Raw genomic sequence first — 26,198 nt, forward strand, 5'->3', positions numbered from 1 at the left:
ACGGTCAGTGCGATCTTCCGTGTTTGACCAGCACCACCGAGGCGAGCGGAATTTGCATCGGAGCCGGTGCGCTCGACAGCCGCCCGGCGACGGCGATCTCGAGGTGATCGACAAACTCCGCGGCACGCGGATCGGCGGGACCGCCGTCGAGCGAGGCGGCCAGCGTCGGGAACACCGCCGCCCGGGCGAACGCCGCCCACTGCGCGCCGAACGCGGCGGCGTCATGGTCGACCTGGTAGCGAGCCCAGAACCGGTCCTCGGCATTGAACACCTCCAGGTGTTCGATGGACAGGCCCTCGAAGCGGCCTTTGGGTGCGAACGGGGCGCGAAAGTCCTTCTCGGCGCGGGCGAAGGTCGGAATCGTCATGCGCCGCAACTCATCAGCGCTGAGCAGGCCACCGCGATGGTGAGCCTGCAACGCGGCCACGATCGCGTCCAGCAACGGCCGGTAGCCGAATTCGCCGTCGTCGCCGACGGCCATCGTCAGCACCACAAGCCGCCCGCCGAGGCACAGCTCACGGCCCCGGAACGCCAGGAACGCCTGCCAGTCCTGGGCGGCCTGGTGGGCATACGCCGCGCGGGCAGCCTCGTCGCTGCTGTAGGCGACCTGTACGTGGTCCGGCAGCTCGGTCGGTGTCCGACTCAGCCACATCGTCGCCCAGGACGTCCAGCCCAGGTTGACGCTGCCGGACGGCAAAATCTGCGCGTAGTAGGACCGGCCGATCGCCGACGAGAAGCTCGCCGGGTCCTTGTGCACGTAGCTGTCCGGGTCCTCGGACAGCGTGCGAAACAGCGCGGTGAAATCGTTGCCGGGTAGGTCGGTGTGGGTGACCAGGATGGCGTGCTCGGGGCGGGTGCGACGACGGATCGCTGCGATCGCGGCGCACACCGGCAGCAGCGAGTTGTGGCCGGTGGCCGCGCCGTAGTCCGCGATGACAATCGGTTGCGGCGGCTTGGGCAGCGGTACCTCAGCAGCGGCCCGCTCGAACAGCGCGACGGCCGGCGCCAGCCCGGCGGCCTGCAGCCGCGACGACGGGGTATAGGTCGCACTTTCCTCCGGCTCTGGCCGGACGACGATGCTCGATTCACGCATCGGGGTAGCTGACTCCGGTGAGCTGCTCGGAGACCTCCCACAGTTGCCGGCAGTCGGCGTCGTTGCGGGCGCGGGCGGGCACCTTGGCTCTCGTCACGCCGCCGCCGGCGGCCTCGTAGATCCCATGCGGCCCGTAGAACGCGCCGCCCTCGGCTTGCGGACTGGTCGCGGCGTACAGCGCGGGCAGAATGCCCTCGTCGATCTCCTGCCACAAAAACGGAGTCAGCCGCCAGGAGATCTTGTAGAGCCGTTCCATGATCGACGGTGTCGCCCGGCCGTGCGACGGGCCGCTGGTCTGAAGGTTGGTCTTGGTGAGCCCGGGGTGTGCGGCGTTGGACACGATGCCCCAACCGGCGTTGCGGCTGCGGCGGTCCAACTCGAGCGCGAACATCAGCACCGCCAGCTTCGATTGGCCGTAGGCCTGCATCGGCGCATAGGACTTCTCGAATTGCAGGTCGTCGAAATGGATTTTGCCGCTTCGGCGGGCGGCGATGCTGGATAGCGAGACGACGCGTGCACTGCCGGCGGCGCGCAGCAGCGGCAGCAGGTGCGCGGTGAGCGCAAAATGGCCGAGATGGTTGCTGCCGAACTGTAATTCGAATCCGTCCGCGGTGGTGTCGCGGTGCGGCGGTGTCATCACGCCGGCGTTGTTGATCAGGATGTCGATCGGGCGGCCTTCGGAGTTCAGCTGCTCACCCAACGCGGCGACGCTGGCCAGCGACGACAGGTCGAGGGGCTTGATGGTCAAACTGGCGTCGGGCACCGTGGCACGGATCTGGTCGATGGCGGCCTCGCCCTTGGCGCGGTTGCGGATCGCCATGACGACGTCGGCGCCGGCCGCCGAGAGCCGGCGCGCAAGCCCGAAGCCCAGGCCGCTGTTGGATCCGGTGACGACGGCGAGTTTTCCGGACAGGTCCGGGACTTTGGCGACGAGATCGGTGGCCACGTCAGTCAGCGTACCGAGGCAGGATCGATGCCGGATGGTGTAGCAACTGTTTCGCTCTCAACCCCCGGTCCGCAGTGAGACACTGCTTCGATGCGCGGCAGACGATTGGCGAAGTTTTCGCTGACGGTCGCCATCCTCGGCATGGTGGTTGCGGTAGGCGGCTTCGTCGTCGTCTTGGTGAGCACGTTGTTTCTGGACCAGTACAACGCCTACGGCGAGGTACCGATCCCCGGGGAGGGCAGCCTGCAGTTGCCCGCCGGTGATGTCAATATCAGCCTGCACACCGTCGTGATCAGCAGTCCCAGCGGTGGCGGCCTGCCGGTGCCGCCGCTCGGGGTAAGAATCACGCCACCCGACGGTGTGGCACAACCGGTGGTGACCGAAAGCATCGGCGGTACAAGGACAGTCAACAATGACGCGCATGTGCGGGTGTGGGTGGCACATATTGCCGCCGAGGGCACATACGACATCACAACCGAGGGCCAAGTCAACGGATTCGTCCGGCCGCGATTGGCGTTCGGGCACAACAGGTCTTACGGCCATCTCGTGTGGTGGTTCGGTGGCATGTTTGTTGTGGGCCTGATCGGTTCGGTGATGTCGGGGCGGTGGCTGACCCGCACCGCGCGCAAACCGGTGGCGGCGATGCCCCAGGGGCCTCCGGCAACGCCCTACCCGCCCAGCGACGAGGGTGTCCGCGTCGAGCAGCTCAAAACACTGGCAGCGCTGCGAGATTCGGGAGCGCTGACCGAAGCGGAGTTTCAGGCCGAGAAACGCCGCATCCTCGACGGGCGCTAGACACAGGGTCAGTGCCCCCGGGCCACCCACTCGTCGTAGTGCACGATCTCGTCGCCCACGGTGGTTGTGTCGCCGTGGCCGGTGTAGACGACGGTGTCGCCCGGCAACGTGCCGAGCCGGCCCGAGATCGACTGCAGGATTGTCGGGAAGTCGGAGAACGAGCGGCCGGTCGCGCCCGGCCCGCCCTGGAACAACGTGTCGCCGCTGAAGACCGCGCGCAGGTCGGGGGCGTACCAGCACACCGACCCGGGGGAGTGACCGGGGGTGTGCAGGGCGCGCAGCTCCGTGCCCCCGACGCTTAAGGTGTCGCCGTCGGCGACGCTGCGAAAATCCTTGTCCGGATGGGTTATTCGCCACAGCACGTCGTCGCCGGGATGCAGCAGCACCGGCGCGTCGAGGGTTTTGCCGAGCTGGGGAGCGACGGTCACGTGGTCGTTGTGGCCGTGCGTACACACCACCGCCACCACGTTGCGCCCGCGGACGGCCTCTACGATCGGGGCGGCGGTGTGGGCGGCGTCGAACACCACGACATCGGAGTCGTCGCCGACGATCCAGATGTTGTTGTCGACTTCCCAACTGCCGCCGTCGAGTTCGAACGTGCCGTGGGTGACCACCCGCTCGATCACAGCATCACCACCGAGCGCAGCACTTTGCCGTCGTGCATCTTCTCGAACGCCTCCTCGATGTCGCCGAGCCCGATGCGTTCGGACACGAACTTCTCCAGCGGCAACCGGCCTTGCAGATAAAGGTCGATCAGGGTGGGGAAGTCACGCTCGGGCAGGCAGTCGCCGTACCACGACGACTTCAGCGCCCCGCCGTGCGAAAAGAAGTCCAGCAGCGGCATCTCGAGCCGCATGTCTGGTGTTGGAACACCCACCAGCACAACGGTTCCCGCGAGGTCGCGGGCATAAAATGCCTGCTTCCACGTTTCGGGCCGGCCGACAGCGTCGATCACCACGTTGGCGCCGAACCCGTCGGTCAGATCCTGGATCGCCTTGGCGACGTCTTCGCTGCGGGCGTTGACGGTGTGGGTGGCGCCGAAGCCCCGAGCCCAGTCCAGTTTGGTGTCGTCGGTGTCGACGGCGATGATGCGCCGCGCGCCCACTAGCGCCGCCCCGGCGATCGCGGCGTCACCCACACCGCCGCAACCGATTACCGCGACCGTGTCGTCGCGGGTGACGCCGCCGGTGTTGATCGCGGCGCCGATCCCGGCCATCACCCCACAGCCCAACAGGCCGGCCACCGCCGGGTCGGCGGCCGGATCGACCTTGGTGCACTGTCCCTGGTGCACCAGCGTCTTGTCGGCGAACGCTCCGATGCCCAGCGCCGGCGTCAGCTCGGTGCCGTCGGCGAGCGTCATCTTTTGTTCGGCGTTGAAGGTGTCGAAGCACAGGTGCGGCCAGCCGCGTTTGCAGGCGCGGCATTGACCGCAGACCGCGCGCCAGTTGAGGATCACGAAGTCGCCGGGTGCCACCGCGGTCACGTCCGGCCCGACGGATTCGACTGTGCCGGCGGCTTCGTGGCCGAGCAGAAACGGGTAGTCGTCGGTGATGCCACCTTGGCGGTAGGTCAGGTCGGTGTGGCAGACCCCGCACGCAATGACGTCGACAACCACCTCGCCGGGGCCAGGATCGGGGATGACGATGTCGACGACCTCGACCGGATCGCCCTTCTTTCGCGAAACCACGCCGCGCACTGTCTGACTCATGGGGTCCAACCTATCCGCGTTGATTCTGCGCCGACCGCGCGGCCTACTCGATCTTTTGCGTGGTGTGCGCGGAATCAACGACATATAGGCTGCTGCGCGATGGCTGCACTCGACGCGCTCGACGACTGGCCGGTTGCGACTGCCGCCGCGGCGGTCGTCGGGCCCTCCGGCGTTTTGGCCGCGCACGGCGACACCGACCGCCCATTCGTGTTGGCGTCGGTGACCAAGCTGTTGGTCGCGCGCGCCGTGCAGGTCGCGATCGAAGAAGGGGTGGTCGAACTCGACACCCCGGCCGGCCCGCCGGATTCCACCGTCCGCCACCTGCTGGCGCACGCGTCCGGGTTGGCGATGCATTCCGACCACATCCTGGCCAAGCCGGGCACCCGCCGGATGTACTCCAACCAAGGATTCACCGTGCTGGCCGAGACGGTCGCGCAGGCCTCCGGCTTCGAGTTCACCCAGTACCTGAGCGAAGCGATCTTCGAGCCACTGGGGATGGCCGCCACCCGGCTCGACGGCGGCGCGGAGGCCGCCGGCTTCGGCGCAATCTCGACCGTGGCCGACCTGGCGGCGTTCGCCGCCGACCTGCTGTGCCCGACGACCGTGTCGGCGCCGATGCACGCCGACGCGATCTCCGTGCAGTTCCCCGGTCTGGACGGCGTCCTGCCCGGATACGGCGTGCAGCGGCCCAACGACTGGGGGCTGGGTTTCGAGATCAAGGGGTCCAAGTCGCCGCACTGGACGGGGGGCGAAAACTCGTCGCGCACCTTCGGCCATTTCGGGCAGTCGGGCACGTTTATCTGGGCTGATCCGGAGGCCGAGCGGGCGCTCGTGGTGCTCACCGACCGCGATTTCGGGGAGTGGGCGCTGCCGGTATGGCCGGCGCTGTCGGATGCCGTGATATCAGATCACCGCGCAGACTAGCGCAACAGGGGTCTCACAAGGCACAATAGACACGCAAGACACACGAATACTGCTCGTCGGGTTCACCAGGTCGTTGGGGAAGACGTCCCTCGTGGAGCCGAAGGAGCAGCAGATGCGTGCGTCGAACCAGTTCGCCGACGCGACGACTGGCGTGGTCTACATCCACGCCTCGCCCGCCGCGGTGTGTCCGCATGTCGAGTGGGCGCTGTCGTCGACCCTGAACGCCAAGGCGAACCTGAAGTGGACTCCGCAGCCGGCGATGCCTGGGCAGCTGCGGGCGGTTACCAACTGGTTCGGCCCGGTCGGCACCGGCGCACGGTTGGCCAATGCGTTGCGCTCCTGGTCGGTGCTGCGCTTCGAGGTCACCGAGGACCCCAGCCCCGGCGTCGACGGTCAACGGTTCAGCCACACCCCGCAGCTGGGCCTGTGGAGCGGGACGATGAGCGCCAACGGCGACATCATGATCGGGGAGATGCGGCTGCGGGCGATGATGTCCGAGGGCGCCGATGCGCTGGCCGCCGAGTTGGATTCGGCGCTGGGCACCGCGTGGGACGAGGCGCTCGAGATCTACCGCGACGGCGGCGACGGCGCGGAGGTGTCCTGGCTCAGTCGGGGTGTGGGCTGAGTCTGATTTGCCCGGCTCCTCCTCATCGCGCTACGCGCTCTGCATCGTCGCCGGGCTAAGGATTTTCAGCGCGCCGGGCACGGCCGAGATCTCGGCCGGCAGTGGGCAGGCGAATTCCCCGTCGGCATAGGCGTTGATGCCCGGTGACTCCACCTCGACGGTGGTGGCGCGAGCCGTGGTCACCGCGTCGAGCTCGACATGCGTGCCCTTGTACACCGTCGGGAACAACCGGATCAGGCGTGTGCGCGACGCGGAATGCACCATCGTGATGTCGAGCAGGCCGTCGGCGTGATTCGCGTTGGGGCAGATCCGCATTCCGCCGCCGTAGCTGCGGGTGTTGCCGAACGCGGCCAGCGTGAGGTCGGTGGCGATCTCCTCGCGGCCGTCGAGCACCAGCCGAAACGGCAAGAGCCGCAAACCAGACAGCTCGGCGAGCATGGCCAGGTTGTAGCGCATGCGTCCCCGCGGCCAGCGCATCCGATTGGCCCGATCGGTGACCAATGAATCGAATCCGGCGGCGGCGACGGTACCGAACCATTTCGTGGCACCGCTTTGGTCGCGGATCCGGCCTAAGTCAACGGTCTCCGTCCAGCCGTCGGCGACGATGTCTGCGGCCGCGGCGGGATCCTTGGTGGGCAGCCGGAATTCGCGGGCGTGATCGTTGCCCGTGCCCGCCGGAATGATTCCCAGCGGAATGTCGGTGCACGCCAAGACTTGCAGTGCATCGGAAATCACGCCGTCGCCGCCGGCAACCACCACCGCATCGGTGCCGCGCTCCACCGCGTCGCGCAGCAGCCGGCGCGCGTGTTCGGCGTCGGTGCCGACGATTTCGACGACATCGATGCCACGCTGGTGCAGTCGGGCGATCGCCTGTTCGGCGGCGTGCGGCGCGTTGCCGTGTCCCGAGGCCGGATTGGTGAGCAACGCCACCTGCGTGAGTTCGTGCTTCACGGAATGAGCTTGCCCGGGTTGAGAATTCCGGCGGGATCGAGCGTCGACTTGACCGCGCGCAACACCTGCACGCCCAGCTCGCCCACCTCGTCGCGCATCCACGGCCGGTGGTCGGCGCCGACGGCGTGATGATGGGTGATTGTTCCGCCGGTGGCCATGATCGCATCCGACGCTGCGGCCTTGGCTTTGCGCCACTGTTCGATCGGATTGCCGCGTTGCCCGGCGACGACGGTGAAATAGAGCGACGCGCCGGTGGCATACACATGCGAAATGTGGCACAACACCAAGGCGGGCGTGCCGGATTCGGCGAGCGCCCGGGTCAGCGCATCGGTGACTGCCGCCTTGAGCGTCGGGATGTTCGACCACGTGGTGGCCGTTTCGAGTGTTTCGCAAAGCGCGCCGGCGGCCAGCAGCGAATCCCGTAGGTACGGCGCCGAAAACCTGCCTTGTTCCCAGGCGCGTGCCGGAGCTTCGCCGAGTGACGTACCGCCGTTCGCCTGGAGCAGTGCCCGGGTCTCGGCGTGCCTGCTCTCTGTATGTGCCGCCGTGCCCTCGAACACGGTGATCGCCAGGCAGCCGCCCGTGATTTGTTGCTCGCCGATCGCGTCGGTGGTGGCGAGGTTCACGCCTGTCTCAGCCTCGTCGGAAAGCCGGATGACGGTCGGGCCGGTGCCGGTTTGGGTAACGGCGCGCAATGCGGCGGTGCCGGTGGCGAAGTCGGGGAACGACCAGGCTTCGTAGCGGGTGACTTCGGGCAGCGGGTGTACGCGGACCCGCACCCGGGTGATGACGCCGAAGACTCCCTCTGACCCCATCAGCAGCTGGCGCAGGTCGGGGCCGGCCGCTGATGCCGGGGCCCGGCCCAGATCCAATACACCCGCCGGCGTGATTGCGCGCAGGCCGCGAACCATGTCGTCGAATCGGCCGTATCCCGCCGAGTCCTGGCCCGACGACCGGGTGGCGGCGAACCCGCCGAGGCTGGCGAACTCGAAGCTCTGCGGAAAATGCCCAAGCGAAAAACCGTGTTCGGCGAGCAGCCGCTCGGCCCCCGGGCCGGTGACGCCGGCGCCGAACTCAGCCTCGCCGGAGATTTCGTCGAGAGCGAGCAATTGGTCGAAGCGCCGGAGATCCATACAGACAACGGCTTTGAACGAGCCGCGGATCGGGTCGAGCCCGCCGACCACGCTTGTTCCGCCGCCGAAAGGCACGACGGCGATAGCGTGTTGTGTGCAGTACTGCAGGATGGCGGCGACGTCGTCCTCGGAGCCAGGCAGTAGTACCGCATCGGGTGCATCCTGCTCACCAGAGTCCTTGCGGCGCAACAGATCCAGCGTCGACTTGCCGCCGGCGTGCAGCAGCCGGTGGTGGTCGTCGGTGTGGCAGTAGTCGGTGCCGGTGATCGCGGCCAGCGCGTCGCGGTCTTCGTCGGACAGCGTCGATGGGCGCAGTTGCACCTGGTCGGGCTCGAGTTCCGCAGCGGGTGTCCCAGTGACGCCGAGGGCCTGCTCGAGCAGCGACCGGATTGAATCGGAGAGCGGCTTGGCCGCAGCCGGGTCGCCCCAGGCATTCCACTTCATCGGCGGCAGCAGCGCGTCAGGCATGCGTTACAGTATTACATATGCTGTCAATCAGTAACGCCGCGGTGGATGACCGGATCCTGGCCGCCGCCGCGAGCTGTGTGCGAGATTTCGGGGTGGAGCGGGTGGCGCTGGCCGAGATCGCGCGGCGGGCCGGCGTCAGCCGACCGACCGTGTACCGCCGCTGGCCCGACACCCGCTCGATCCTGGCCGACCTGCTGACCAGGCACATCACCGGCGCGGCGCGCGACGTACCGGCCCGCGGCGAGGGCCGCGAAGCGCTGGTGGAGCGAGTGGTGGCGGTGGCCGAACGGCTGCGCCGCGACGAGCTGGTGATGGCGGTGCTGCGGTCGGAGCTGGCGATGGTCTACATCACCCAGCGGCTCGGCACCAGCCAACGCCTGCTGATCGACGGCCTCGCCGACAACCTTCGCGCCGCCCAACGCAACGGCAGCGTGCGGCCCGGCGACCCGCGCCGGCTGGCCGCGATGGTGCTGCTGATCACCCAGTCCACGATCCAATCCGCCCAGATCGTCGAGCCCATCCTGAACGCCAAGGCGCTGGCCGCCGAACTCACCCACGCCCTGAACGGATACCTGTCCTGATGTCGACTGCCCTGAACGCGGCGCGGCGCACCGCCGACCTGACCGCCTTGGCCGACGGCGCGCCGCTGGATCTGCTCGTCATCGGCGGCGGCATCACCGGAGCCGGCATCGCCTTGGACGCAGCCTCCCGCGGCCTGTCGGTGGCGCTGGTAGAAAAGCACGATCTGGCGTTCGGCACCAGCCGGTGGAGTTCCAAACTGGTGCACGGCGGCCTGCGCTACCTTGCCACCGGCAACGTCGGCATCGCCCGGCGCAGCGCCGTCGAGCGCGGAATCCTGATGACCCGCAACGCTCCTCATTTGGTGCGTGCGATGCCGCAGCTGGTCCCGTTACTGCCGTCAATGGGCCGTGCCGAGCGGGCCTTGGTGCGCGCCGGATTCCTGGCCGGCGATGTGTTGCGCAAGGCGGCGGGCACGCCGTCATCGGTGTTGCCGCGGTCACGGCGTATTTCGGCGCAGCGCGTCATCGAGATGGCCGCAACCGTGCGGCGCGACGGCCTCGACGGCGGCCTGCTCGCCTACGACGGGCAGCTGATCGACGACGCCCGATTGGTCGTGGCCGTCGCGCGCACCGCCGCGCAGCATCGTGCTCGCATCCTGACCTACGTGGCCGCATCGGAGGCCACCGGCTCGTCGGTACGGCTGACCGACCAGCGCAGCGGCGAATCGTTCGACGTGTCGGCCCGCGCCGTCATCAACGCGACCGGGGTGTGGGCCGGCGAGATCGACCCCGCATTGAAGTTACGGCCCAGCCGCGGAACACATCTGGTCTTCGACGCCGAAACTCTTGGCAATCCGACTGCGGCGCTGACCATTCCGATACCCGGTGAGCTCAATCGGTTTATCTTCGCCATGCCCGAGCAGCTGGGCCGGGTCTACCTCGGCCTGACCGACGAAGACGCCTCTGGCGCGATTCCCGATGTACCGCAGCCCAGTCCGGCCGAGATCGACTTTCTGCTGCAAACAGTCAACAGGGCACTGGAAATCACGCTCGACGACTCTGACGTCATCGGCGCCTACGCCGGTCTGCGGCCGTTGATCGACACCGGTGCAGGCCGCACAGCCGACGTTTCGCGTGACCACGCGATCGTAGAGTCGGACTCCGGCGTGATCAGCGTGATCGGGGGCAAGCTCACCGAATACCGGCGCATGGCCCAAGATGTCCTCGATCACGCTGTTGAGCGTCGCGGACTCACAGCGGGCGTGTGCCGGACCCCTGACCTCCCGCTGCTCGGCGCCCTGGCAAACTCCGGGTCGGACGTCGCGCTGACCACCGACCTGCCGGAGTCGTTGATCGCCCGCTACGGGGCCGAAGCGGCCAACGTCGTCGCGACCGCTAGCTGCGAACGGCCCACCGACCCGGTCGCCGACGGCATCGACGTGACCCGCGCGGAATTCGAATACGCGATCACCCATGAGGGCGCGTTGGACGCCGGCGACATCCTCGACCGCCGAACCCGTATCGGACTGGTCCCCGCCGATCGGGAACGCGTTGTCGGAGTGGCCGACGAGTTTTTGGGCCGCTTCGGCTGATACTCTGGACGGAACTGATTCGTATCGGCTAGGACGGGACGGCAAGGTGACACGTAGCAGGCGTCCTGCGCGACTCGATCGGTCGCTTGACACGGCCATCCTCGACGCCGCGCTGGCTGGGGTGGCCGAACTCGGATACGACCGGCTGAGCATGGACGACATCGCGTCTCGCGCCGGCGTCGGCAAGGCTGCGATCTATCGCCGCTGGCCCTCGAAGGCCGTGGTGGTAGCCGAAGCGATCGCGCACTGGAGACGACGACTGGGGCCCGTCGAGCCGCCCGACACCGGCAGCCTGCGCGGCGACATCGAGACGCTGATTGCTGCCATGCCGGAGCTCAATGAAACTGATTCCAGTACAATGCAAGTCGTCGTCGGGGTGGCGACGGCCGCGATGCACAACCCGGTCCTGGCGGCTGCCATGGACGACCTTGTGCTGTCGCCGCCGCGGCATGCGATCCGGACGCTGCTCGACCGCGCGGTGGCCCGTGGCGAAATCCCGGCCGGCCGCGACCTGAGCCTGATCCCCGACGTGGCCCTGGGCCTCAATGTCCTGCGCGTGATCACAGGACGGCCGATCGACCGGGTCTATGTCCGGCGCGTGCTCGAAGACGTGATCCTGCCGCTCGCGGGCGCACCGCCGCAGTAACGGTTGCGCGTTGCGCTTGGGCGTGCCACTCTGGTCGCTATACGGAACTAATTAGTTCCGTGTAGAAGGGAGTAGGCGATGGACGTCACGCGTGTTCCGGTTCTGATCGTCGGCGCTGGCGCGGCCGGTCTGACCACGTCGGCCCTGCTCGCCAAGCATGGAGTGCCGTCCTTGCTAGTTGAGAAGCGTCGTGAGGTGTTCATCTATCCGAAGGCGCGCAACCTGAGCTTCCGCAGTCTGGAAATCCTGCGCGGCCTCGGCCTGGCGGACCAGGTCCACGCGGTGGCCGACGGTGTCTCGGACATGATCGCCAAGCCGGCGCTGAACAGCACCGAACAGTGGCAAGCGATGGACGTCGACGCGATCTTCGCGCCTTTCGACGGGCTGAGCCCGGAGCCGTCCGGGCAATATTGTCCCCAGAGTGAATTCGAGCCGATGCTGCTTGCGCACATCCGCGGGAACGGCAGCCAGGTGCGCTACGGCACCGAGTTGTGCTCGTTCGAACAGAACGACAGTGGCGTGACAGTCGTTGTGCGCGACCGGGATTCGGGGGCTTCGGAGACGGTGCGTGCCGACTATCTGGTTGCCGCCGACGGGGTGCACAGCCCGATCCGCGACGCGCTTGGTGTGCCGACCTCCGGCTACGGCGCACTGCCGATTTACGTCGTCTTCATCTACTTCCGGGGGCCCTGGCGCAGGTTCGTCCCACAGCTCGGCGACGGCGACGCCGTACAAGTCCGAAACGCCGACGTGGAAGGCATATTTCTGCCGGTCCGCGACGACTTCGGCATGTTCATCACCACCTACTTTCCCGACAAAGGCGAGACGGCAGCACAATTCACCGCGGATCGCTGCCGCGAGATGCTCACCAAGGCGATAGGTGAGCAGATCGATATCGAGGTCGTCGATGTGGCGTCATGGCAACCCTATGAGCGGGTGGCCGACCAATTCCAAAGCGGCCGAGTCTTTCTCGTCGGTGACTCGGCCCACACCATGCCGCCGTTCAAGGCCGGGGGCGCCAACACGGCAATGCAGAGCGCCCACAACCTGGCCTGGAAGCTGGCCGCGGTCTTGGACGGTACCGCCGATCCCGCGTTACTGGCCACCTACCACGCCGAGCGACACCCGGTAGGCCGGTTCAACGCGCGCCAATCGCTGACGGGGCCGGCCCTGGCGTTCCTGAAGTTGGATGACAGCCGGCCGCAGATACCACCGGAGGAAGAGGCGCCGATGTTCGCGCTACTCTTAGGCTACCAATACCGCTCGACCGCTGTAGTTTCCGACGAACCGGCGTATTCCGACATCGCCTTGGTCGACGAGCTGCGCGGGCAACCCGGCACCCGAGTCCCGCACGCCTGGGTCGTCGACGCCGGAAAGCGCGTCTCGACCCTCGACCTGCTCGGCCCCGGATTCACGCTGCTCACCGGAGACGACGGTGCCTCATGGTCCGACGCCGCGACCTCCGCCTCGAAAGCCCTGGGCGTCCCAATCAGCTTGCGGCGCATCGGGACTGGGGTCGACGTCGACGGCACATGGTCTGCCGCCACCGGCCTGGCGTCCGACGGGGCATTGCTGGTGCGTCCCGACGACTTCGTCGCCTGGCGCGCCGACGCCCTACCGCAATCGCCGGAAGACGACCTCAGTCAGGTGATGTGTCAGATCCTCGGCCGGACGCAGTGAGCGCGTCGGAAACGGTAGCCTGCGTGGGCTCGAGCACCACTGCGTCGAGAGGAACCTACAAATGGATCGACGAGTTGGCAAATCGGCCGCAGAATAGCCGATTTCGCTTCGTGAACCTCGGCGTGGGTGGGGACCTGTCTTTCAACACCGTTAGACGCCTGCACCGGGTGATCAGCCTGCAGCCGGATCGGGTGATCGTCCTCATTGGCACGAATGACATTCTGGCCAGCGTCTTTCCGGGTTTCAGGCGGTTCGTTCGCGTCGTCAAGCGGGTATCCGAAGAACCGACTTCGGGCAGGTTCGAAGAGAACCTCGACGTCATCGTGAGCAGGCTACAAGCTGATACGCTGAGTTCGTTTGCGCCGGTGGGAGAAGAGCCCGATTCGCGTGATCCTGTTCAGCGACGGCTCAACGAGCTGGTCGCCGCCTATAACGCGATCGTTCGCAAGGTCGCGTCGAGTCAACACGCCGATTACATCCCGTTCTACGAGGCTTTTCACAACCAACTCGTGCGGGCTGGGACAGCCAAGCCCTTTACCCGTTTCTCGTTCGCATCCTTCTACCGCGATTACCTGTTGCGCGAAATGATTCTGCGGCAAAACTTTGACGAGATCGCTCGCATCAACGGCTGGCAGTTCCACATTGACGGCATTCATCTGAACACCCCGGGCGGCCAAATCCTCACCGATGCCGTACAGAAGTTCTTGGACGCCTAGAGGTGTATGTGTCCTCGACCTCGGCTGCGGACGTGGCGCGGTCTTGCTGGCAGCCGCCAAGCTGATCCCGCGCGGTCGCGCTGTCGGAGTGGATATTTGGCGAGCCGACCAGACCGGCAACTCGATGGATGCCGCACTGGCGAACGCCGAAGCCGAGGGCGTCGCCGACATCGGCTTCACCCGCCTGTATGCCCGGCGGCTACGCGAACTCGGCATGGCAGAAGTCGAACGCCGGGATCTCGGCTGGCGCGCCTGGTGGGGTCTGCCATTCATCCGCACCACGCCGTCACCGCTGCCAAGCCAGGGCGCTAGCCCAGAATCAGATCCCGCACCGCCGAGCTGGTATGCGGCTGCCACAACGCCTGCAGCGGCACCAGGACCGGCCCGTCGATGTCGACGACGGTGACCGCGCCGCCGATCGCCGGTCCCGGTGGAGAGGTGACGAACGCGACGGCGTCGTCGGTCAGCGGCGCCACCTCCGGCGGGCAGCCCTGCACCCGGCTGACCCGGTATTGAGGTTCGAAACCCGCTCGGCGACAGACGTTTACCAGGAAATCGCTGTAGTACGACGTCCCGGGCGGTGCCCACAGCACGATGCTCTCGTCGGCAAGATCAGCGATCGGGATATGCGTGCGCGCGGCGAGTGGATGATCGCTGCGCACCGCGACGCGAAGTGTGTCGTAGCGGGCAACTGAGCTGGCCAGCCGCTCTTGCGGAACCACGCCGCGGCGCAATCCGAGATGGACCGTGCCGTCTTGCACTCCGCTCACCAGCCGGTCCGGAAAGAGTTGCACCACGGTGAAGGACGTCATGGGCGACGCCGCGATCGCCGGTTGCAGCAGTCGATACACCTCGCCGTTGCTGATGGCGGGGGAATGGCCGACGACGAACTCGTCGGGCTGGGAGCTGGCTGCGGCGCGAGTGTGGTGGGCGACGGTCTTTGCCGCGGCAAGCAGCGCGCGTCCCTCGTCGAGCAGTGTTTGGCCGGCAGGTGTCAGCGAAATCCGGCGGCCGGCCCGCACCAGCAGCGACGCGCCGATCTCCCGTTCCAGTTGTTGCACCGAACTACTGAGTGCCTGCTGAGACAAGTGCAGGTTCTCAGCCGCCCGGGTGAATCCCGCCGCTTCCACCACCGCGACGAAATGACTCAGGCGACGGAGGTCGGGAACCGCGATGTCCGACATTCAGCCCAGCCTAGCTACAAGCGTTGGTTGTTAAAAGCCCGGCAATCGCTGTTTTTCATTTGTGCATGCGCGGCCTAGATTCATAGCCATGAGCAACCTGACAGGAAAATCCGCAGTGGTGGCCGCCGGAGCCAAGAATCTGGGCGGGCTGATCTCGACGACGTTGGCTGAGAGGGGTGTCAACGTCGCGGTGCACTACAACAGCGCATCGTCCGAGCCGGACGCCGACAAGACCGTGGCGGCCGCGCAAGATGCTGGCGCCAAGGCGATCAAGGTGCAGGGTGATCTCACCGAGCCGGCCAACGTGGCCGCATTGTTCGACGCGGCGGTGGACGCGTTCGGCGGTGTCGACATCGCGATCAACACCGTGGGGAAGGTGTTGCGCAAACCCATCATCGAGACCACCGAAGCCGAGTACGACTCGATGTTCGACATCAACGCCAAGGCGGCGTACTTCTTCTTGCAGCAGGCGGGCAAGCGGCTGAACGACGGCGGTTCGGTGATCACGATTGTGACTGCGCTGCTCGCGGCCTTCACCGACGGCTACTCCACCTACGCCGGCGCCAAGAGCCCGGTCGAGCACTTCACCCGCGCCGCGGCGAAAGAGTTTGCGCCGCGTGGTATTTCGGTGAACAACGTCGCGCCCGGGCCGATGGACACGCCGTTCTTCTACCCGCAGGAGACACCGGAGCGCGTCGAGTTCCACAAGTCGCAGGCGATGGGCAACCGGCTGACCCGCATCGAGGACATCGCCCCGCTGGTGGTGTTCCTGGCCGACGAGGGCCACTGGGTGACCGGCCAAACCATCTTCGCCAACGGCGGCTACACGACCCGGTAGAGGACGCGCCGAAAAGTGCTACCTACAGCGGGATGTTCTTGTGGCGGCCGCGGCGTGCGGGCGCCTCGGCCAGCGCCTGGGTCAGCTTGCTGCGGGTGTGCGCCGGGTCGATCTTCTCGTCGACCACGCCGATGTCGATCGCAGAATCGACGCCGCCGGCGATCCGCTCGTGCTCCTCGGCCAGCTTGTCGTGCAGCGCTTCACGCTCGTGCTCCGGCGCGGCCGCCAGCTTCTTCTTGTGCAGGATGCCGACGGCCGCCTTGGCGCCCATCACCGCGACCTCGGCGTCCGGCCATGCGAACACCTTGGTGGCGCCCAACGACCGCGAGTTCATCGCAATGTAGGCCCCGCCGTAGATCTTTCGGGTCACCAGGGTGACCCGCGGCACGGTCGCCTCGCCGAACGCGTGCAGCAGCTTGGCGCCGCGACGCACCACACCGCCCCACTCCTGGTCGACGCCCGGCAGATAGCCAGGCACGTCGACGATCACCACCAACGGAATGCCGAACGCGTCGCACAGCCGCACGAAACGCGCTGCCTTCTCGGCACTTTCGGAGTTCAGGCAGCCGCCCAGCCGCAGCGGGTTGTTGGCCAGCACACCGACCGTGCGGCCCGACAGCCGGCCCAGCCCGACCACCATCGACGGCGCCCACTTGGCCTGGAACTCGTCGAACGGCACGTCGTCGTCGAGCAGCGCCGTCACGATCGGGTGCACGTCATAGGCGCGGCGCGGCGACTCCGGCAGCAACGCGTGCAGGTCGGTGTCCTGGGCCTCGGCCTTGGCGCGGTCGAAATGCCCTTGCTGGCAGAACAATCCGACCAGCCGGCGACCACGCTCGTAGGCGTCGAGCTCGTCGTCGGCGACGATGTGGCAGACCCCGGACTTCTTGTGGTGGGTGTTGGGCCCACCCAGCGACGCCATGTCGACGTCCTCGCCGGTGACGCTGCGCACCACGTCCGGCCCGGTGACGAAGACCCGGCTGTCCGGTGCCATCACGATGACGTCGGTCAGCGCCGGCCCGTAGGCGGCGCCGCCGGCGGCGAAGCCGACCACCACCGAGATCTGTGGGATGTACCCGGAGGCCCGGATCATCGCCTCGAACACCAGGCCGACCGCGTGCAACGCCCGCACGCCCTCGGCCAGCCGGGCACCGCCGGAGTGCCAGATACCGACGATCGGGCTCTGCTCTTCGATGGCGGTGTCGTAGGCGTTGACGATGTGGGTGCACCCCTCGATGCCCATCGCACCGCCCATCACCGTCCCGTCGGTGCAGAACGCGATGGTGCGCACCCCGTTGACGGTGCCCGCGGCGGCCAGCACCCCGGAGCGGTCACGCTCGTGCAACAGCTCCACGCTGTCGTCGTCGAAGAACGTGGTCAGGCGTAGTAGCGGATCGCGGGGATCGAGCGACTCACCAACCGCCTCCGGGGCCATGATCGTCATCGCAGGTCTCCTCCTCGAGGCGGCGCCTCGGTATCAGTACCGGCCAAATGCCAGGGCTACGTTGTGTCCACCGAATCCGAACGAGTTGTTGATCGCGTACTGGTAGTCACCGGTTCGCGGCTTGCCCGCGACCACGTCCAGGTCGATCTCGGGGTCGAGGTTCACCAGATTCAGTGTCGGCGGAATGATCTGGTCCCGCAGCGCGAGCACGGTCAGGATCGACTCCACCGCGCCGACCGCGCCGACCGAGTGGCCCAGCGCCGACTTGGGCGCGTACACCGCGGCGTTCCCGCCACCCGGGCCGAGCGCATTGTTGATCGCCTTGCCCTCGGCCAGGTCGCCGACCGAGGTGCCGGTGGCATGAGCGTTGACGTGGGTGATGTCGGCCGGCGTGAGGTCGGCCAGCTGGATCGCCCGCGTCATCGCGTGCCCGGCGCGCTCGCCGTTGGGGTCCGGGGCGACCATGTGGAAGCCGTCGGAGGTGATGCTGGCGCCCATCAGCCGAGCCAGGATGTTGGCGCCCCGGGCCTTGGCGTGCTCCTCGGTCTCGATGACCAGCAGCGCGCCGGCCTCACCGAACACGAAGCCGTCGCGGTCCTTGTCGAACGGGCGGCAGGCACCCGGCGGGTCGTCGTTGTTGGTCGACATCACGATGCGCATCTGAGCGAACCCGGCGATGGGCACCGCCTCGATCTTGGTCTCGACGCCACCGCAGATCGCGATGTCGGCCTCGCCCAGCACGATCTGCTGCCAGGCGCGGGCGATGCCCTCCGACCCTGAGGCGCAGGCCGACACCGGGGTCATCACTCCGGCCTTGGCGTGCCGCTCCAGCCCGACAGCCGCGGATGCGCCGTTGGGCATGTACATCTGCACGGCCAGCGGCGAGACCGCCTTCATGCCGCGCACCCGCATGTCGTCGTAGCTGAAGACCAGCTCCTCCGTCGAACCCATCCCGGTGCCGATCGATACCGCCAACCGGTTGGTGTCGACCTCGGGCGCCCCGGCGTTGTCCCACACCCGACGACCCAGCACCGTGGCCATCTTCTGCAGGTAGCCCATCCGGCGGTTCTCGATACGGTTCAGCTGGCTGTCGAACTCCTCGACGAGGTGTCCGCCGATCCGAACCGGCAGGTTGTACTCCTCGACGAACGGGTCGTCGAGTGTGCGAATCCCGCTTTGCCCGTCAAGCAGCAGCTTCCAGGTGGTCTCCGCATCGGTTGCAAGGGCAGTCGTCATGGCAATGCCAGTGACGACGACATTGGGGAAGCCTTTCCCCGTGGCCAACGATGCCATTGGTTTTCCGAAAGTTCCTTTCGTGCTAGTCCGGCTCCTCTTCGGGCCGTTTCCGGCCCGAAGCGTCACCGGACGTCGTGCTCAGTACCGCCCGAAGGCGAGCGCGACATTGTGCCCGCCGAACCCGAACGAGTTGTTGATGGCGTACTTGTACTCGCCATCACGGGGTTCGCCGGCCACCACGTCGAGATCGATCTCCGGATCCGGGGTGTGGTAGTTCAGCGTGGGCGGGATGACGCCGTCGCGCAGCGTCAGCACGGTCAACACCGACTCCAACGCGCCGACCGCTCCGATCGAGTGGCCCAGCGCTCCCTTCGGCGCGTACACCGCGGCGTGCTCACACCCCGCGGCCCGAATGGCGTTGGCCTCGGCGGTGTCACCGATCGGCGTGGCCGTGGCGTGCGCGTTGATGTGGTCAATGTCCTTGGCCGACAAGCCCGCCAACTCCAGCGCGCGCGTCATCGCCCTACCGGCACGCAGACCGTCCGGAGCCGGCGCCACCATGTGGAAGGCATCCGACGTGATGCCGGCACCCATCAAGCGGGCCAGCGGCGTGGCGCCGCGGGCCTTGGCGTGCTCCTCGGTCTCGATGACCATGAGCGCGCCGGCCTCGCCGAACACGAAACCGTCGCGGTCCTTGTCGAACGGGCGCGACGCCCCTTCGGGATCGTCGTTGCGCGTCGACATGGCCCGCATCATCGAGAACGCCGCGATCGGCAGCGCCTCGATGCCGCCCTCGACACCGCCGCACACGGCGATGTCCGCGTCACCCATGACGATCTGCCGCCACGCGTGCGCGATTGCCTCCGAACCCGACGAACACGCCGACACCGGGGTCATCACCCCGGCGCGGGCGCCCAGCTGCAGACCCACGGTCGCCGCGGCGCCGTTGGGCATGATCATCTGCACGGCCAGCGGCGACACCTTGCGGGGGCCGCCCTCGTTCATCAGGTCGTAGCTTTCGACGATCCGCTCGGCGCCGCCCAGCCCGGTGCCCACCACGACGGCGAACCGGTCGGGGTCGACCTCGGGGCTGCCTGCGGTCTCCCACAGCTGGCCGCCGAGCAGCTTGGCCATCCGCTGGACATACGACATGCGTCGCAACTCCAGCCGGCCCATGTGGTCGTCGACGGGCTCCTTGAGGTGTCCGCCGATCTTGACCGGCAGATCCCACTTGGAGACGAACTCGTCCTCGAGGACGTGGATGCCGCTCTCGCCGGCCAACAAACCCTTCCACGTGCTCTCGATGTCCGGCGCGATGGATGTCGTCGCCGTGACGGCGGTCACCACAACACTGGGGTAACCGCCGTTAGCAGTGGAAGGTTGACTCACTTGCTCTCTGCTTCCAGCCTGGCGCGGACGGCCTCGACCTTGTCGGGGTTCTCCGCCTCGATCTTTTCGCGGATGGCAGCGGCAGCCTCGGGGTTCTCTTCCTCGAGCTTCTGGATGTAGTTGACGACGTCACCGACGGTGCGCAGGCCTGCGAGGTCCTCGTCGGGGATCTTGACGCCGTACTTGTCCTCGGTCTGCACCGCGATCTCGACCATCGACAGCGAGTCGATGTCCAGGTCGTCGACGAACGACTTCTCCGGCGTGATCTCGGACGGCTCGATGCCGGTGACCTCTTCGATGATCTCGGCGAGACCGGCGATGATTTCTTCCTGAGTGACGGGCACGGTGAGCTTCCCTTCGTAATGTGTTGTGTTACTGGATGAAACGTGCGATATGCGGTTGTACTGGCGAGGTTTACAGCTCTGTCAACCCGTCCAGGTCTGCGGGGGATTTGACGGCGTGCGTCGGGACCCCACGAAGTTCGCGCTTGGCGATGCCCGCGAGAGCGCCCGCGGGCGGGAACTCGACGATCGCGGTGACATTGCGCTGACGCATGGTCTCCGTGCACAGATCCCAGCGCACCGGGCGGGTCAGCTGCGCGACGAGTTTCTCCATCGCGTCGGTGCCCGACGATACCGGTGCTCCGTCGCGGTTCGACAGCAACGTCGTGGTGGGCTCGGCCGGCGTGATCTTCGCCGCCGCCGCCGCATAGCCGTCGAGCGCCGAACTCATGAACTCGGTGTGGAAGGCGCCGGCGGTGGCCAGCGGGCGCACCCGGGCCTTGGCCGGCGGGTCTTCGGCCAGCTTCTGCAGCGCGTCCAGGCGGCCGGCGGCGACGATCTGGCCGGCGGCGTTGCGGTTGGCGGCGACCAGGTCGAGCTGCTCGAGCCTGCCCAACACCTCGGCCTCGTCACCGCCCAGCACCGCCGACATGCCCGTCGGCTCGTCGGCGCAGGCCTTGGCCATCTCCGCGCCGCGGGTGGCGGCCAGCGAGACGGCGTCATCAGCCGAGATCACGCCGGCGATCGCGTAGGCCGCGATCTCGCCGACGGAGTGGCCGGCCACAACGGTGGCGGTGCCGGTCAACAAGCCGCGCCGGGTGAGCTTCTGGTGGGCCAGCAGGGTGGCCGCCACGACCAGCGGCTGGGTGATCGCGGTGTCGGTGATCTCCTCGGCCGAGGCGGTGGTGCCCAAGCGGGCAAGGTCCAGGCCGCTGGCCGTCGACCATGCGGCAAGCTGGTCCGCCGCGCCGGGCAACTCCAGCCACGGCGACAGCATTCCGGGAGTCTGCGATCCCTGTCCGGGGGCAAGCAACGCAATCACGTGTTTAAGAGAACACTGTGAAGACAGTTTTGCGCGGTGTAACAGATTATGAACCTTGTCTTAGGTTTTTGTGGAGACCCCACAAAATCGCTTCGGATGCGATCTGTTTGATATCGTGCCGCAACTTGCTCACTCGACGCGGTGCCCGGCCGAGGGCTCGACCAGGTCCTTCGCCACCGGCGTGGTGACCGGTGTCACAGTGTTGCTTGTGCTGCTGGTGTGCTGCGCCTGGTAGGCGAGGTGACCCACGGTAGCTGCCACCCGAAGGACGTAGGCGTCTCGGGGCTGGGTGGGGTCGCGCCCGGTGAAGTCGGCGATCCGGCGCAGTCGGTAGCGCACGGTGTTTGGATGAACGAACAACTTGCGGGCACACGCCTCGATGGCACCGCCGCAATCCAGATACGCGTCCAGCGTCTCGGTGAGCGTGGGTCCGGCGTCGGCAAGTGGCCGCATCACGTCCGTGTGCAGCGCCGCGATCGCCGAGGCGTCGCCCATCAGCGCCCGCTCCGGCAGCAGCTCGCGGGCCAGTACCGGCCGCGGGGCGCCGCTCCACCCGGCGACGGCGTTCATCCCGGAGATCGCCTCGCTGGCGCTGTGGTAAGCCGCGGTCAGCATCGGCGCGGTCGGCCCGATCACCACCGGGCCGTCGGAGAAGGCGGCCATCAGGTCGCCGAAGAACTTCTCGGTCGGCGTGAGCTGGCCGGAGACGATCGCCACCAGCCACGTGCCGTGCACGTCGGTGAGCGCGGCCCGGCCGTGACGGGTGGCGATGTCACGGACGTCCTGGCTGGCGTGGGCGTCCCGGCCCGGCGCCGGGGTGCCCACCACCACGGTCGCCGGCGCATTTGTGTCCCAGTTCAGGGCGGCCGCGCGCGACAACAGCTCGGGGCCCGTGTCGCCGCGCACCACCGCGTCCACCACGCTGGCCTCCATCCGGCTGTCCCAGGTGCCGCGGGCCTCGGCGGCGTCGGCGTACGACGTGGCAGCGGTGAACGCCAGGTCGCGGCTGTATTTCAAGATGCCGACGGTGAGCGCGGTGACCTCCTCGTCGGAGCGGGCCACCATCGGGACGACTTCCTCGAAGAACTCCATCGTGATCCGCACCATGTCGACGGTGTGACGCAATGCGATCCGGTTTCGCAGCTCCTGCGGCACCAACTCGAAGGCCTGTGCGGTGTAGCCGATATTGCTGCGCGGGTCGCGCATCCACTCGACGAAGTTCACCACCGCGGTCTGCACCACCAGCGCCACGCTGGCGCGTTGGGAGGCTTCCAGGTCGGCGAAGAACGGCAACCGGTCCTGCATCGCCGAGACGGCCTCGGTCGCTATCCGGCCCGAAAGCTGTTTGAGCCGCCGCAGCAGCGACTCGGGGGCCACGTCCAGCAGCTCGAGCGTCGTGCGCGGCAGCGCGAACTGCCCAATATCCTTGTCGGCCACCCCTAAAAGCTACGCCGCTTTTCTGGATGTTTCCGCTAACTGGCGGGGTGGCGAGCCGTTACGCCACCCCCGGGTCGGACGTCTGCCCGGGTGCGGCCTGCACGTCGTCGATCTTGTACTGGCGCGCCGCCGCAGTCGGCACAGCCGGGTCGATCTCGCCGTCGCGGGCCAGTGCCTCCAGCACCGCGACCACCTGCGATTCGGCGTCGGTGTTGAAGTAGCGGCGGGCGGCGGGCCGGGTGTCGGAAAAGCCGAACCCGTCGGTGCCCAGCGTGACGTAGGTGTTGGGCACCCACGGCCGGATCTGCTCGGGCACCGCGCGCATCCAGTCCGACACCGCGACGACGGGCCCGCTCGCCTGCGACAGCGCCTTGGTGACATAGGCCTGGCCGGCCGGTCGGTCCGGGTGGCGCAGCTTCTCCCGCTCGATGGCGATCCCGTCGCGGTTGAGTTCGCTCCAACTGGTCACCGACCACACGTCGGCGGCGACATCCCACTCGGCGGCCAGCATGTCGGCGGCCTTGAGCGCCGACGGCATCGCCACCCCGGAGGCCAGGATGTGCGCGGTGTTGGCCCGGGCTGCCGTGGCCGGCCGATACCGGTAGATGCCCCGCAGCAGGCCCTCCGGGTCGAAGTTCTCCGGCTCGGGCGGCTGCACGTACGGCTCGTTGTAGACGGTGATGTAGAAGAAGATGTTCTCCGGGTTCTCGCCGTACATCCGGGCCAGCCCGCTTTCGACGATGTAGGCGATCTCGTAGGCGAACGCGGGGTCGTAGGAGACCACCGCGGGGTTGGTGGCCGCCAGCAGCAGCGAATGGCCGTCGGCGTGCTGCAACCCCTCGCCGGTGAGCGTCGTGCGTCCGGCGGTGGCGCCGAGCAAAAAGCCGCGGGCCATCTGGTCGCCGGCCGCCCACAGCCCGTCGCCCGTGCGCTGGAACCCGAACATCGAATAGAAGATGTAGATCGGGATCATCGGCTCGTTGTGCGTCGCATACGAGGTGCCGGCGGCGGTGAAGCAGGCCACCGAACCGGCTTCGTTGATGCCCTCGTGCAGGATCTGGCCGACTTCGCTTTCCTTGTACGCCAACATCAATTCGGCGTCCACGGCGGTGTACAGCTGGCCGTTGCGGTTGTAGATCTTGAGCGACGGGAACCAGGAATCCATCCCGAAGGTGCGGGCCTCGTCGGGAATGATCGGGACGATTCGCGGCCCAATCTCCTTGTCGCGCAACACTTCCTTGAAGGTGCGCACCGTCGCCATGGTGGTGGCCACCTCCTGGTTGCCCGACCCCTTCTTCAGCGCCTTGTAGGTGTCGCGACCGGGAAGCGTCAGCACCTTGGACTTGGTGCGGCGCTCGGGAACGAAGCCGCCGAGGGTGCGCCGGCGGTCGAGCAGGTAACGGATCTCGGGGGCCTCCGAGCCGGGGTGGTAGTACGGCGGCAGGTAGGGGTCTTCCTCCAGCTGAGCGTCGCTGATCGGGATCCGCATGGAATCGCGGAAAGCCTTAAGGTCTTCCAGCGCAAGCTTTTTCATCTGATGGGTGGCGTTGCGGCCCTGGAAGTGCGCGCCCAGCGAGTAGCCCTTGATGGTCTTGGCGAGGATCACCGTCGGCTGGCCCTTGTGGTCGACGGCGGCGCGGTAGGCGGCGTAGACCTTGCGGTAGTCGTGGCCGCCGCGCTTGAGGTTCCAGATCTCGGCGTCGGTCATGTTCGCGACAAGCGCCTTGGTGCGGGGATCGCGGCCGAAGAAGTGGTCGCGCACATAGGCGCCGTCGTTGGCCTTGTAGGTCTGGTAGTCACCGTCGGGCGTGGTGTTCATCAGGTTGACCAGCGCGCCGTCGCGGTCGGCCTGCAGGAGCGCGTCCCACTCGCGGCCCCAGATCACCTTGATGACGTTCCAGCCGGCGCCCCGGAAGAACGATTCCAGCTCCTGGATGATCTTGCCGTTGCCGCGTACCGGGCCGTCGAGACGCTGCAGGTTGCAGTTGATCACGAAGGTCAGGTTGTCCAATCCCTCCAGCGCGCCGACGTGAGCGAGGCCCCGGCTTTCCGGTTCGTCCATCTCTCCGTCGCCCAAAAAGCACCACACGTGCTGGTCGGAGGTGTCCTTGATGCCGCGGTCGTGCAGGTAGTGGTTGAACCGGGCCTGGTAGATGGCGTTCATCGGCCCCAGGCCCATCGACACGGTGGGAAACTCCCAGAAGTCGGGCATCAGCCGCGGGTGCGGGTAGGACGGCAGCCCGCCGCCGGGGTGACTGTGCTCTTGGCGGAAGCCGTCGAGTTGCTCGGCGGTCAACCGGCCCTCCAAGAAGGCGCGCGCATAGATGCCGGGGGAGGCGTGGCCCTGGATGAAGACCTGGTCCCCGCCGCCCGGATGCGACTTGCCGCGGAAGAAGTGGTTGAAGCCGACCTCGTACAGCGCGGCCGAGGAGGCATACGTCGAAATGTGGCCGCCCACACTGACTCCCGGCCGCTGGGCGCGGTGCACCATGATCGCCGCGTTCCACCGGATCCAGGTCCGGTAGCGGCGTTCGACGTCCTCGTCGCCGGGGAACCACGGCTCCAGCTCGGTCGGGATCGTGTTGACGTAGTCGGTGGACGTCAGCGCCGGAATGGCGACCCGCTGCTCGCCGGCACGTTCCAGCAGCCGCAGCATCAGGTAGCGGGCCCGCGACGGCCCGGAGCGCTCCAGCAGCTCGTCGAAGGACTCCAGCCACTCCGACGTCTCTTCCGGGTCGATGTCGGGCAGATACGACGCCACACCTTCACGGATCACCCGAACCCGGTCGTGTTCGCTTGCGGTACTTGAGTTTTTCGCCAGATCGTGGCGTACGAACTCGGTAGTCAACTCACTACTCCTTGCGTGGCGGTTCAGCTGCTTGTGGCCCATCCCCGCCGTGTTGTTTTCGGTTGTATCCCCCTATCGTGCCGCACAGCAGCCCCTACCGCGTAGGGGCCTTCGCAACCGGTAACGTCAGTCGGTGTGCTGGTCCGATTGCGCATTGGCCTGCTGGTACTCGGCAGTGTCGCGGCGACGCTGATGGCGATCGTCGGGTGCACCAGCGTCACCGAGGGCACCGCGACCGTCGACACCGCCGTCGCGCCGGCCTACCGGGCGTCGGTGTCGGCATCGGTGTCTGCGTCGTCGGCGACCTCGCGGATCCGCGAGACACAGCGCCAGCAGTCGCTGACGACGCGGGCAGTGGTCAAGGCGTGTGAGTCGTTTGCCAACAGCAGCAAGGACGCCATCGAGAAGGTGAATGCCTTTGTCGGGGCGTTCAATCAGGGCGGTGATACCGCCGCCGCCGAGGGCCCGGCCATCGACGCGCTCAACAACAGCGCCGACGTCGTGGCTCAAAGCATCAGTGACCCGTTGTCGCAGGAGCTGCGCGAGGCGCTCAACGCCTACGTCGACGCTTCCCGGGACGTGGCGAAGGCCATTCGCGCCCACGCGCCCACATCGGAGTTCAACCAGCGCGTCGATCAGCTCAACGACACCAAGTCCAGAACCGTGAAGGCGTGCCTTGCATACTCGTGACGCCGATTGCT

General features: G+C 67.3%; 24 protein-coding genes and 1 pseudogene. 11 read left to right on the forward strand and 14 right to left on the reverse strand.

Annotated elements, in window-relative coordinates:
- Nucleotides 1-4 precede the first annotated feature (4 nt).
- Together G6N47_RS17715 and G6N47_RS17720 are read right to left on the reverse strand one after the other, a co-directional pair.
- Complete coding sequence (locus tag G6N47_RS17715) at nucleotides 5-1,093, reverse strand: class I SAM-dependent methyltransferase (RefSeq protein WP_083133315.1); 1,089 nt, start codon at nucleotides 1,091-1,093, stop codon at nucleotides 5-7.
- Nucleotides 1,086-2,039, reverse strand: coding sequence for an SDR family oxidoreductase (locus G6N47_RS17720; RefSeq protein ID WP_083133314.1), 954 nt, complete (start codon nucleotides 2,037-2,039; stop codon nucleotides 1,086-1,088). The genes G6N47_RS17715 and G6N47_RS17720 overlap by 8 nt, the downstream gene beginning before the upstream one ends.
- 90 nt (nucleotides 2,040-2,129) lie before the next feature.
- On the opposite strand from G6N47_RS17720, the gene G6N47_RS17725 reads away from it, so the two are divergent.
- Nucleotides 2,130-2,834 carry an SHOCT domain-containing protein gene (locus G6N47_RS17725; protein WP_083133313.1) on the forward strand — a complete coding sequence of 235 codons (705 nt, stop codon included), beginning with the start codon at nucleotides 2,130-2,132 and terminating at the stop codon, nucleotides 2,832-2,834.
- Nucleotides 2,835-2,842: 8 nt separating this feature from the next.
- On the opposite strand, the gene G6N47_RS17730 is transcribed toward G6N47_RS17725, so the two are convergent.
- A complete protein-coding gene (locus tag G6N47_RS17730) occupies nucleotides 2,843-3,460 on the reverse strand; it encodes an MBL fold metallo-hydrolase (protein WP_083133312.1) in 618 nt (205 codons plus the stop codon).
- Complete coding sequence (locus G6N47_RS17735; protein ID WP_083133311.1) at nucleotides 3,457-4,542, reverse strand: S-(hydroxymethyl)mycothiol dehydrogenase; 1,086 nt, start codon at nucleotides 4,540-4,542, stop codon at nucleotides 3,457-3,459. Before G6N47_RS17735 ends, G6N47_RS17730 begins: the two co-directional genes overlap by 4 nt.
- Nucleotides 4,543-4,641: 99 nt before the next feature.
- Here G6N47_RS17735 and G6N47_RS17740 point away from each other — a divergent pair, with 99 nt between their 5' ends.
- A complete protein-coding gene (locus G6N47_RS17740) occupies nucleotides 4,642-5,466 on the forward strand; it encodes a serine hydrolase domain-containing protein (protein WP_083133310.1) in 825 nt (274 codons plus the stop codon).
- 112 nt (nucleotides 5,467-5,578) lie between these two features.
- Complete coding sequence (locus G6N47_RS17745; protein ID WP_083133371.1) at nucleotides 5,579-6,091, forward strand: DUF3145 domain-containing protein; 513 nt, start codon at nucleotides 5,579-5,581, stop codon at nucleotides 6,089-6,091.
- Nucleotides 6,092-6,121: 30 nt separating this feature from the next.
- Here G6N47_RS17745 and G6N47_RS17750 read toward each other — a convergent pair whose 3' ends face one another.
- Nucleotides 6,122-7,042 carry a diacylglycerol kinase gene (locus G6N47_RS17750; RefSeq protein WP_083133309.1) on the reverse strand — a complete coding sequence of 307 codons (921 nt, stop codon included), beginning with the start codon at nucleotides 7,040-7,042 and terminating at the stop codon, nucleotides 6,122-6,124.
- Nucleotides 7,039-8,619, reverse strand: coding sequence for an FAD-binding oxidoreductase (locus G6N47_RS17755; RefSeq protein WP_179966456.1), 1,581 nt, complete (start codon nucleotides 8,617-8,619; stop codon nucleotides 7,039-7,041). The genes G6N47_RS17750 and G6N47_RS17755 overlap by 4 nt, the downstream gene beginning before the upstream one ends.
- Nucleotides 8,620-8,660: 41 nt before the next feature.
- Between G6N47_RS17755 and G6N47_RS17760 the strand changes: the two genes are divergently transcribed.
- The 6 genes and pseudogenes from G6N47_RS17760 to G6N47_RS29725 form a co-directional block, all read left to right on the forward strand.
- A complete protein-coding gene (locus G6N47_RS17760; RefSeq protein WP_083133307.1) occupies nucleotides 8,661-9,224 on the forward strand; it encodes a TetR/AcrR family transcriptional regulator in 564 nt (187 codons plus the stop codon).
- Nucleotides 9,224-10,756, forward strand: coding sequence for a glycerol-3-phosphate dehydrogenase/oxidase (locus G6N47_RS17765; protein WP_083133306.1), 1,533 nt, complete (start codon nucleotides 9,224-9,226; stop codon nucleotides 10,754-10,756). Before G6N47_RS17760 ends, G6N47_RS17765 begins: the two co-directional genes overlap by 1 nt.
- 46 nt (nucleotides 10,757-10,802) lie before the next feature.
- On the forward strand, nucleotides 10,803-11,402 hold the full coding sequence (locus tag G6N47_RS17770) for a TetR/AcrR family transcriptional regulator (protein ID WP_083133305.1): 600 nt from the start codon (nucleotides 10,803-10,805) through the stop codon (nucleotides 11,400-11,402).
- A 78-nt stretch (nucleotides 11,403-11,480) separates the two neighbouring features.
- On the forward strand, nucleotides 11,481-13,082 hold the full coding sequence (locus G6N47_RS17775; protein ID WP_083133304.1) for an FAD-dependent monooxygenase: 1,602 nt from the start codon (nucleotides 11,481-11,483) through the stop codon (nucleotides 13,080-13,082).
- 23 nt (nucleotides 13,083-13,105) lie between these two features.
- Nucleotides 13,106-13,798, forward strand: a complete 693-nt coding sequence (locus G6N47_RS17780; RefSeq protein WP_163659675.1) for an SGNH/GDSL hydrolase family protein — start codon at nucleotides 13,106-13,108, stop codon at nucleotides 13,796-13,798.
- Between the two features lie 10 nt (nucleotides 13,799-13,808).
- Nucleotides 13,809-14,110 (forward strand): annotated as a pseudogene (locus G6N47_RS29725) (SAM-dependent methyltransferase); the annotation flags it as partial.
- On the opposite strand, the gene G6N47_RS17785 reads toward G6N47_RS29725, so the two are convergent.
- Nucleotides 14,107-14,982 carry a LysR family transcriptional regulator gene (locus tag G6N47_RS17785; protein ID WP_139799630.1) on the reverse strand — a complete coding sequence of 292 codons (876 nt, stop codon included), beginning with the start codon at nucleotides 14,980-14,982 and terminating at the stop codon, nucleotides 14,107-14,109. The pseudogene G6N47_RS29725 and the gene G6N47_RS17785 sit on opposite strands and share 4 nt — an antisense overlap.
- A gap of 88 nt (nucleotides 14,983-15,070) precedes the next feature.
- On the opposite strand from G6N47_RS17785, the gene G6N47_RS17790 reads away from it, so the two are divergent.
- Nucleotides 15,071-15,820, forward strand: a complete 750-nt coding sequence (locus tag G6N47_RS17790; RefSeq protein WP_083133302.1) for an SDR family oxidoreductase — start codon at nucleotides 15,071-15,073, stop codon at nucleotides 15,818-15,820.
- 22 nt (nucleotides 15,821-15,842) lie between these two features.
- Here the strand turns inward: G6N47_RS17790 and G6N47_RS17795 are convergent, their stop codons facing one another.
- The 7 genes from G6N47_RS17795 to aceE all read right to left on the reverse strand — a co-directional run bounded on the left by G6N47_RS17795 (nucleotide 15,843) and on the right by aceE (nucleotide 25,497).
- The gene (locus G6N47_RS17795) at nucleotides 15,843-17,264 is read right to left on the reverse strand and encodes an acyl-CoA carboxylase subunit beta (RefSeq protein WP_083133301.1); all 1,422 of its coding nucleotides are present in this window, start codon (nucleotides 17,262-17,264) and stop codon (nucleotides 15,843-15,845) included.
- 33 nt (nucleotides 17,265-17,297) lie between these two features.
- Nucleotides 17,298-18,557, reverse strand: coding sequence for a 3-oxoacyl-ACP synthase KasB (gene kasB, locus G6N47_RS17800; RefSeq protein WP_083133300.1), 1,260 nt, complete (start codon nucleotides 18,555-18,557; stop codon nucleotides 17,298-17,300).
- A gap of 81 nt (nucleotides 18,558-18,638) precedes the next feature.
- On the reverse strand, nucleotides 18,639-19,889 hold the full coding sequence (gene kasA, locus G6N47_RS17805; protein ID WP_083133299.1) for a 3-oxoacyl-ACP synthase KasA: 1,251 nt from the start codon (nucleotides 19,887-19,889) through the stop codon (nucleotides 18,639-18,641).
- The gene (acpM, locus tag G6N47_RS17810) at nucleotides 19,886-20,233 is read right to left on the reverse strand and encodes a meromycolate extension acyl carrier protein AcpM (protein ID WP_045378203.1); all 348 of its coding nucleotides are present in this window, start codon (nucleotides 20,231-20,233) and stop codon (nucleotides 19,886-19,888) included. The genes kasA and acpM overlap by 4 nt, the downstream gene beginning before the upstream one ends.
- A 70-nt stretch (nucleotides 20,234-20,303) precedes the next feature.
- Nucleotides 20,304-21,212 (reverse strand): ACP S-malonyltransferase, encoded by a 909-nt coding sequence (locus G6N47_RS17815; RefSeq protein ID WP_083133298.1) that lies wholly within the window; start codon nucleotides 21,210-21,212, stop codon nucleotides 20,304-20,306.
- Between the two features lie 129 nt (nucleotides 21,213-21,341).
- Nucleotides 21,342-22,649 carry a PucR family transcriptional regulator gene (locus G6N47_RS17820; RefSeq protein ID WP_083133297.1) on the reverse strand — a complete coding sequence of 436 codons (1,308 nt, stop codon included), beginning with the start codon at nucleotides 22,647-22,649 and terminating at the stop codon, nucleotides 21,342-21,344.
- 58 nt (nucleotides 22,650-22,707) lie between these two features.
- A complete protein-coding gene (gene aceE / locus G6N47_RS17825; RefSeq protein WP_083133370.1) occupies nucleotides 22,708-25,497 on the reverse strand; it encodes a pyruvate dehydrogenase (acetyl-transferring), homodimeric type in 2,790 nt (929 codons plus the stop codon).
- 192 nt (nucleotides 25,498-25,689) lie between these two features.
- On the opposite strand from aceE, the gene G6N47_RS17830 reads away from it, so the two are divergent.
- The gene (locus G6N47_RS17830; RefSeq protein WP_232080359.1) at nucleotides 25,690-26,187 is read left to right on the forward strand and encodes a hypothetical protein; all 498 of its coding nucleotides are present in this window, start codon (nucleotides 25,690-25,692) and stop codon (nucleotides 26,185-26,187) included.
- Nucleotides 26,188-26,198: the final 11 nt, after the last annotated feature.

Origin of the sequence: Mycobacterium branderi (genome assembly GCF_010728725.1) — a bacterium.
Taxonomy (GTDB): domain Bacteria; phylum Actinomycetota; class Actinomycetes; order Mycobacteriales; family Mycobacteriaceae; genus Mycobacterium; species Mycobacterium branderi.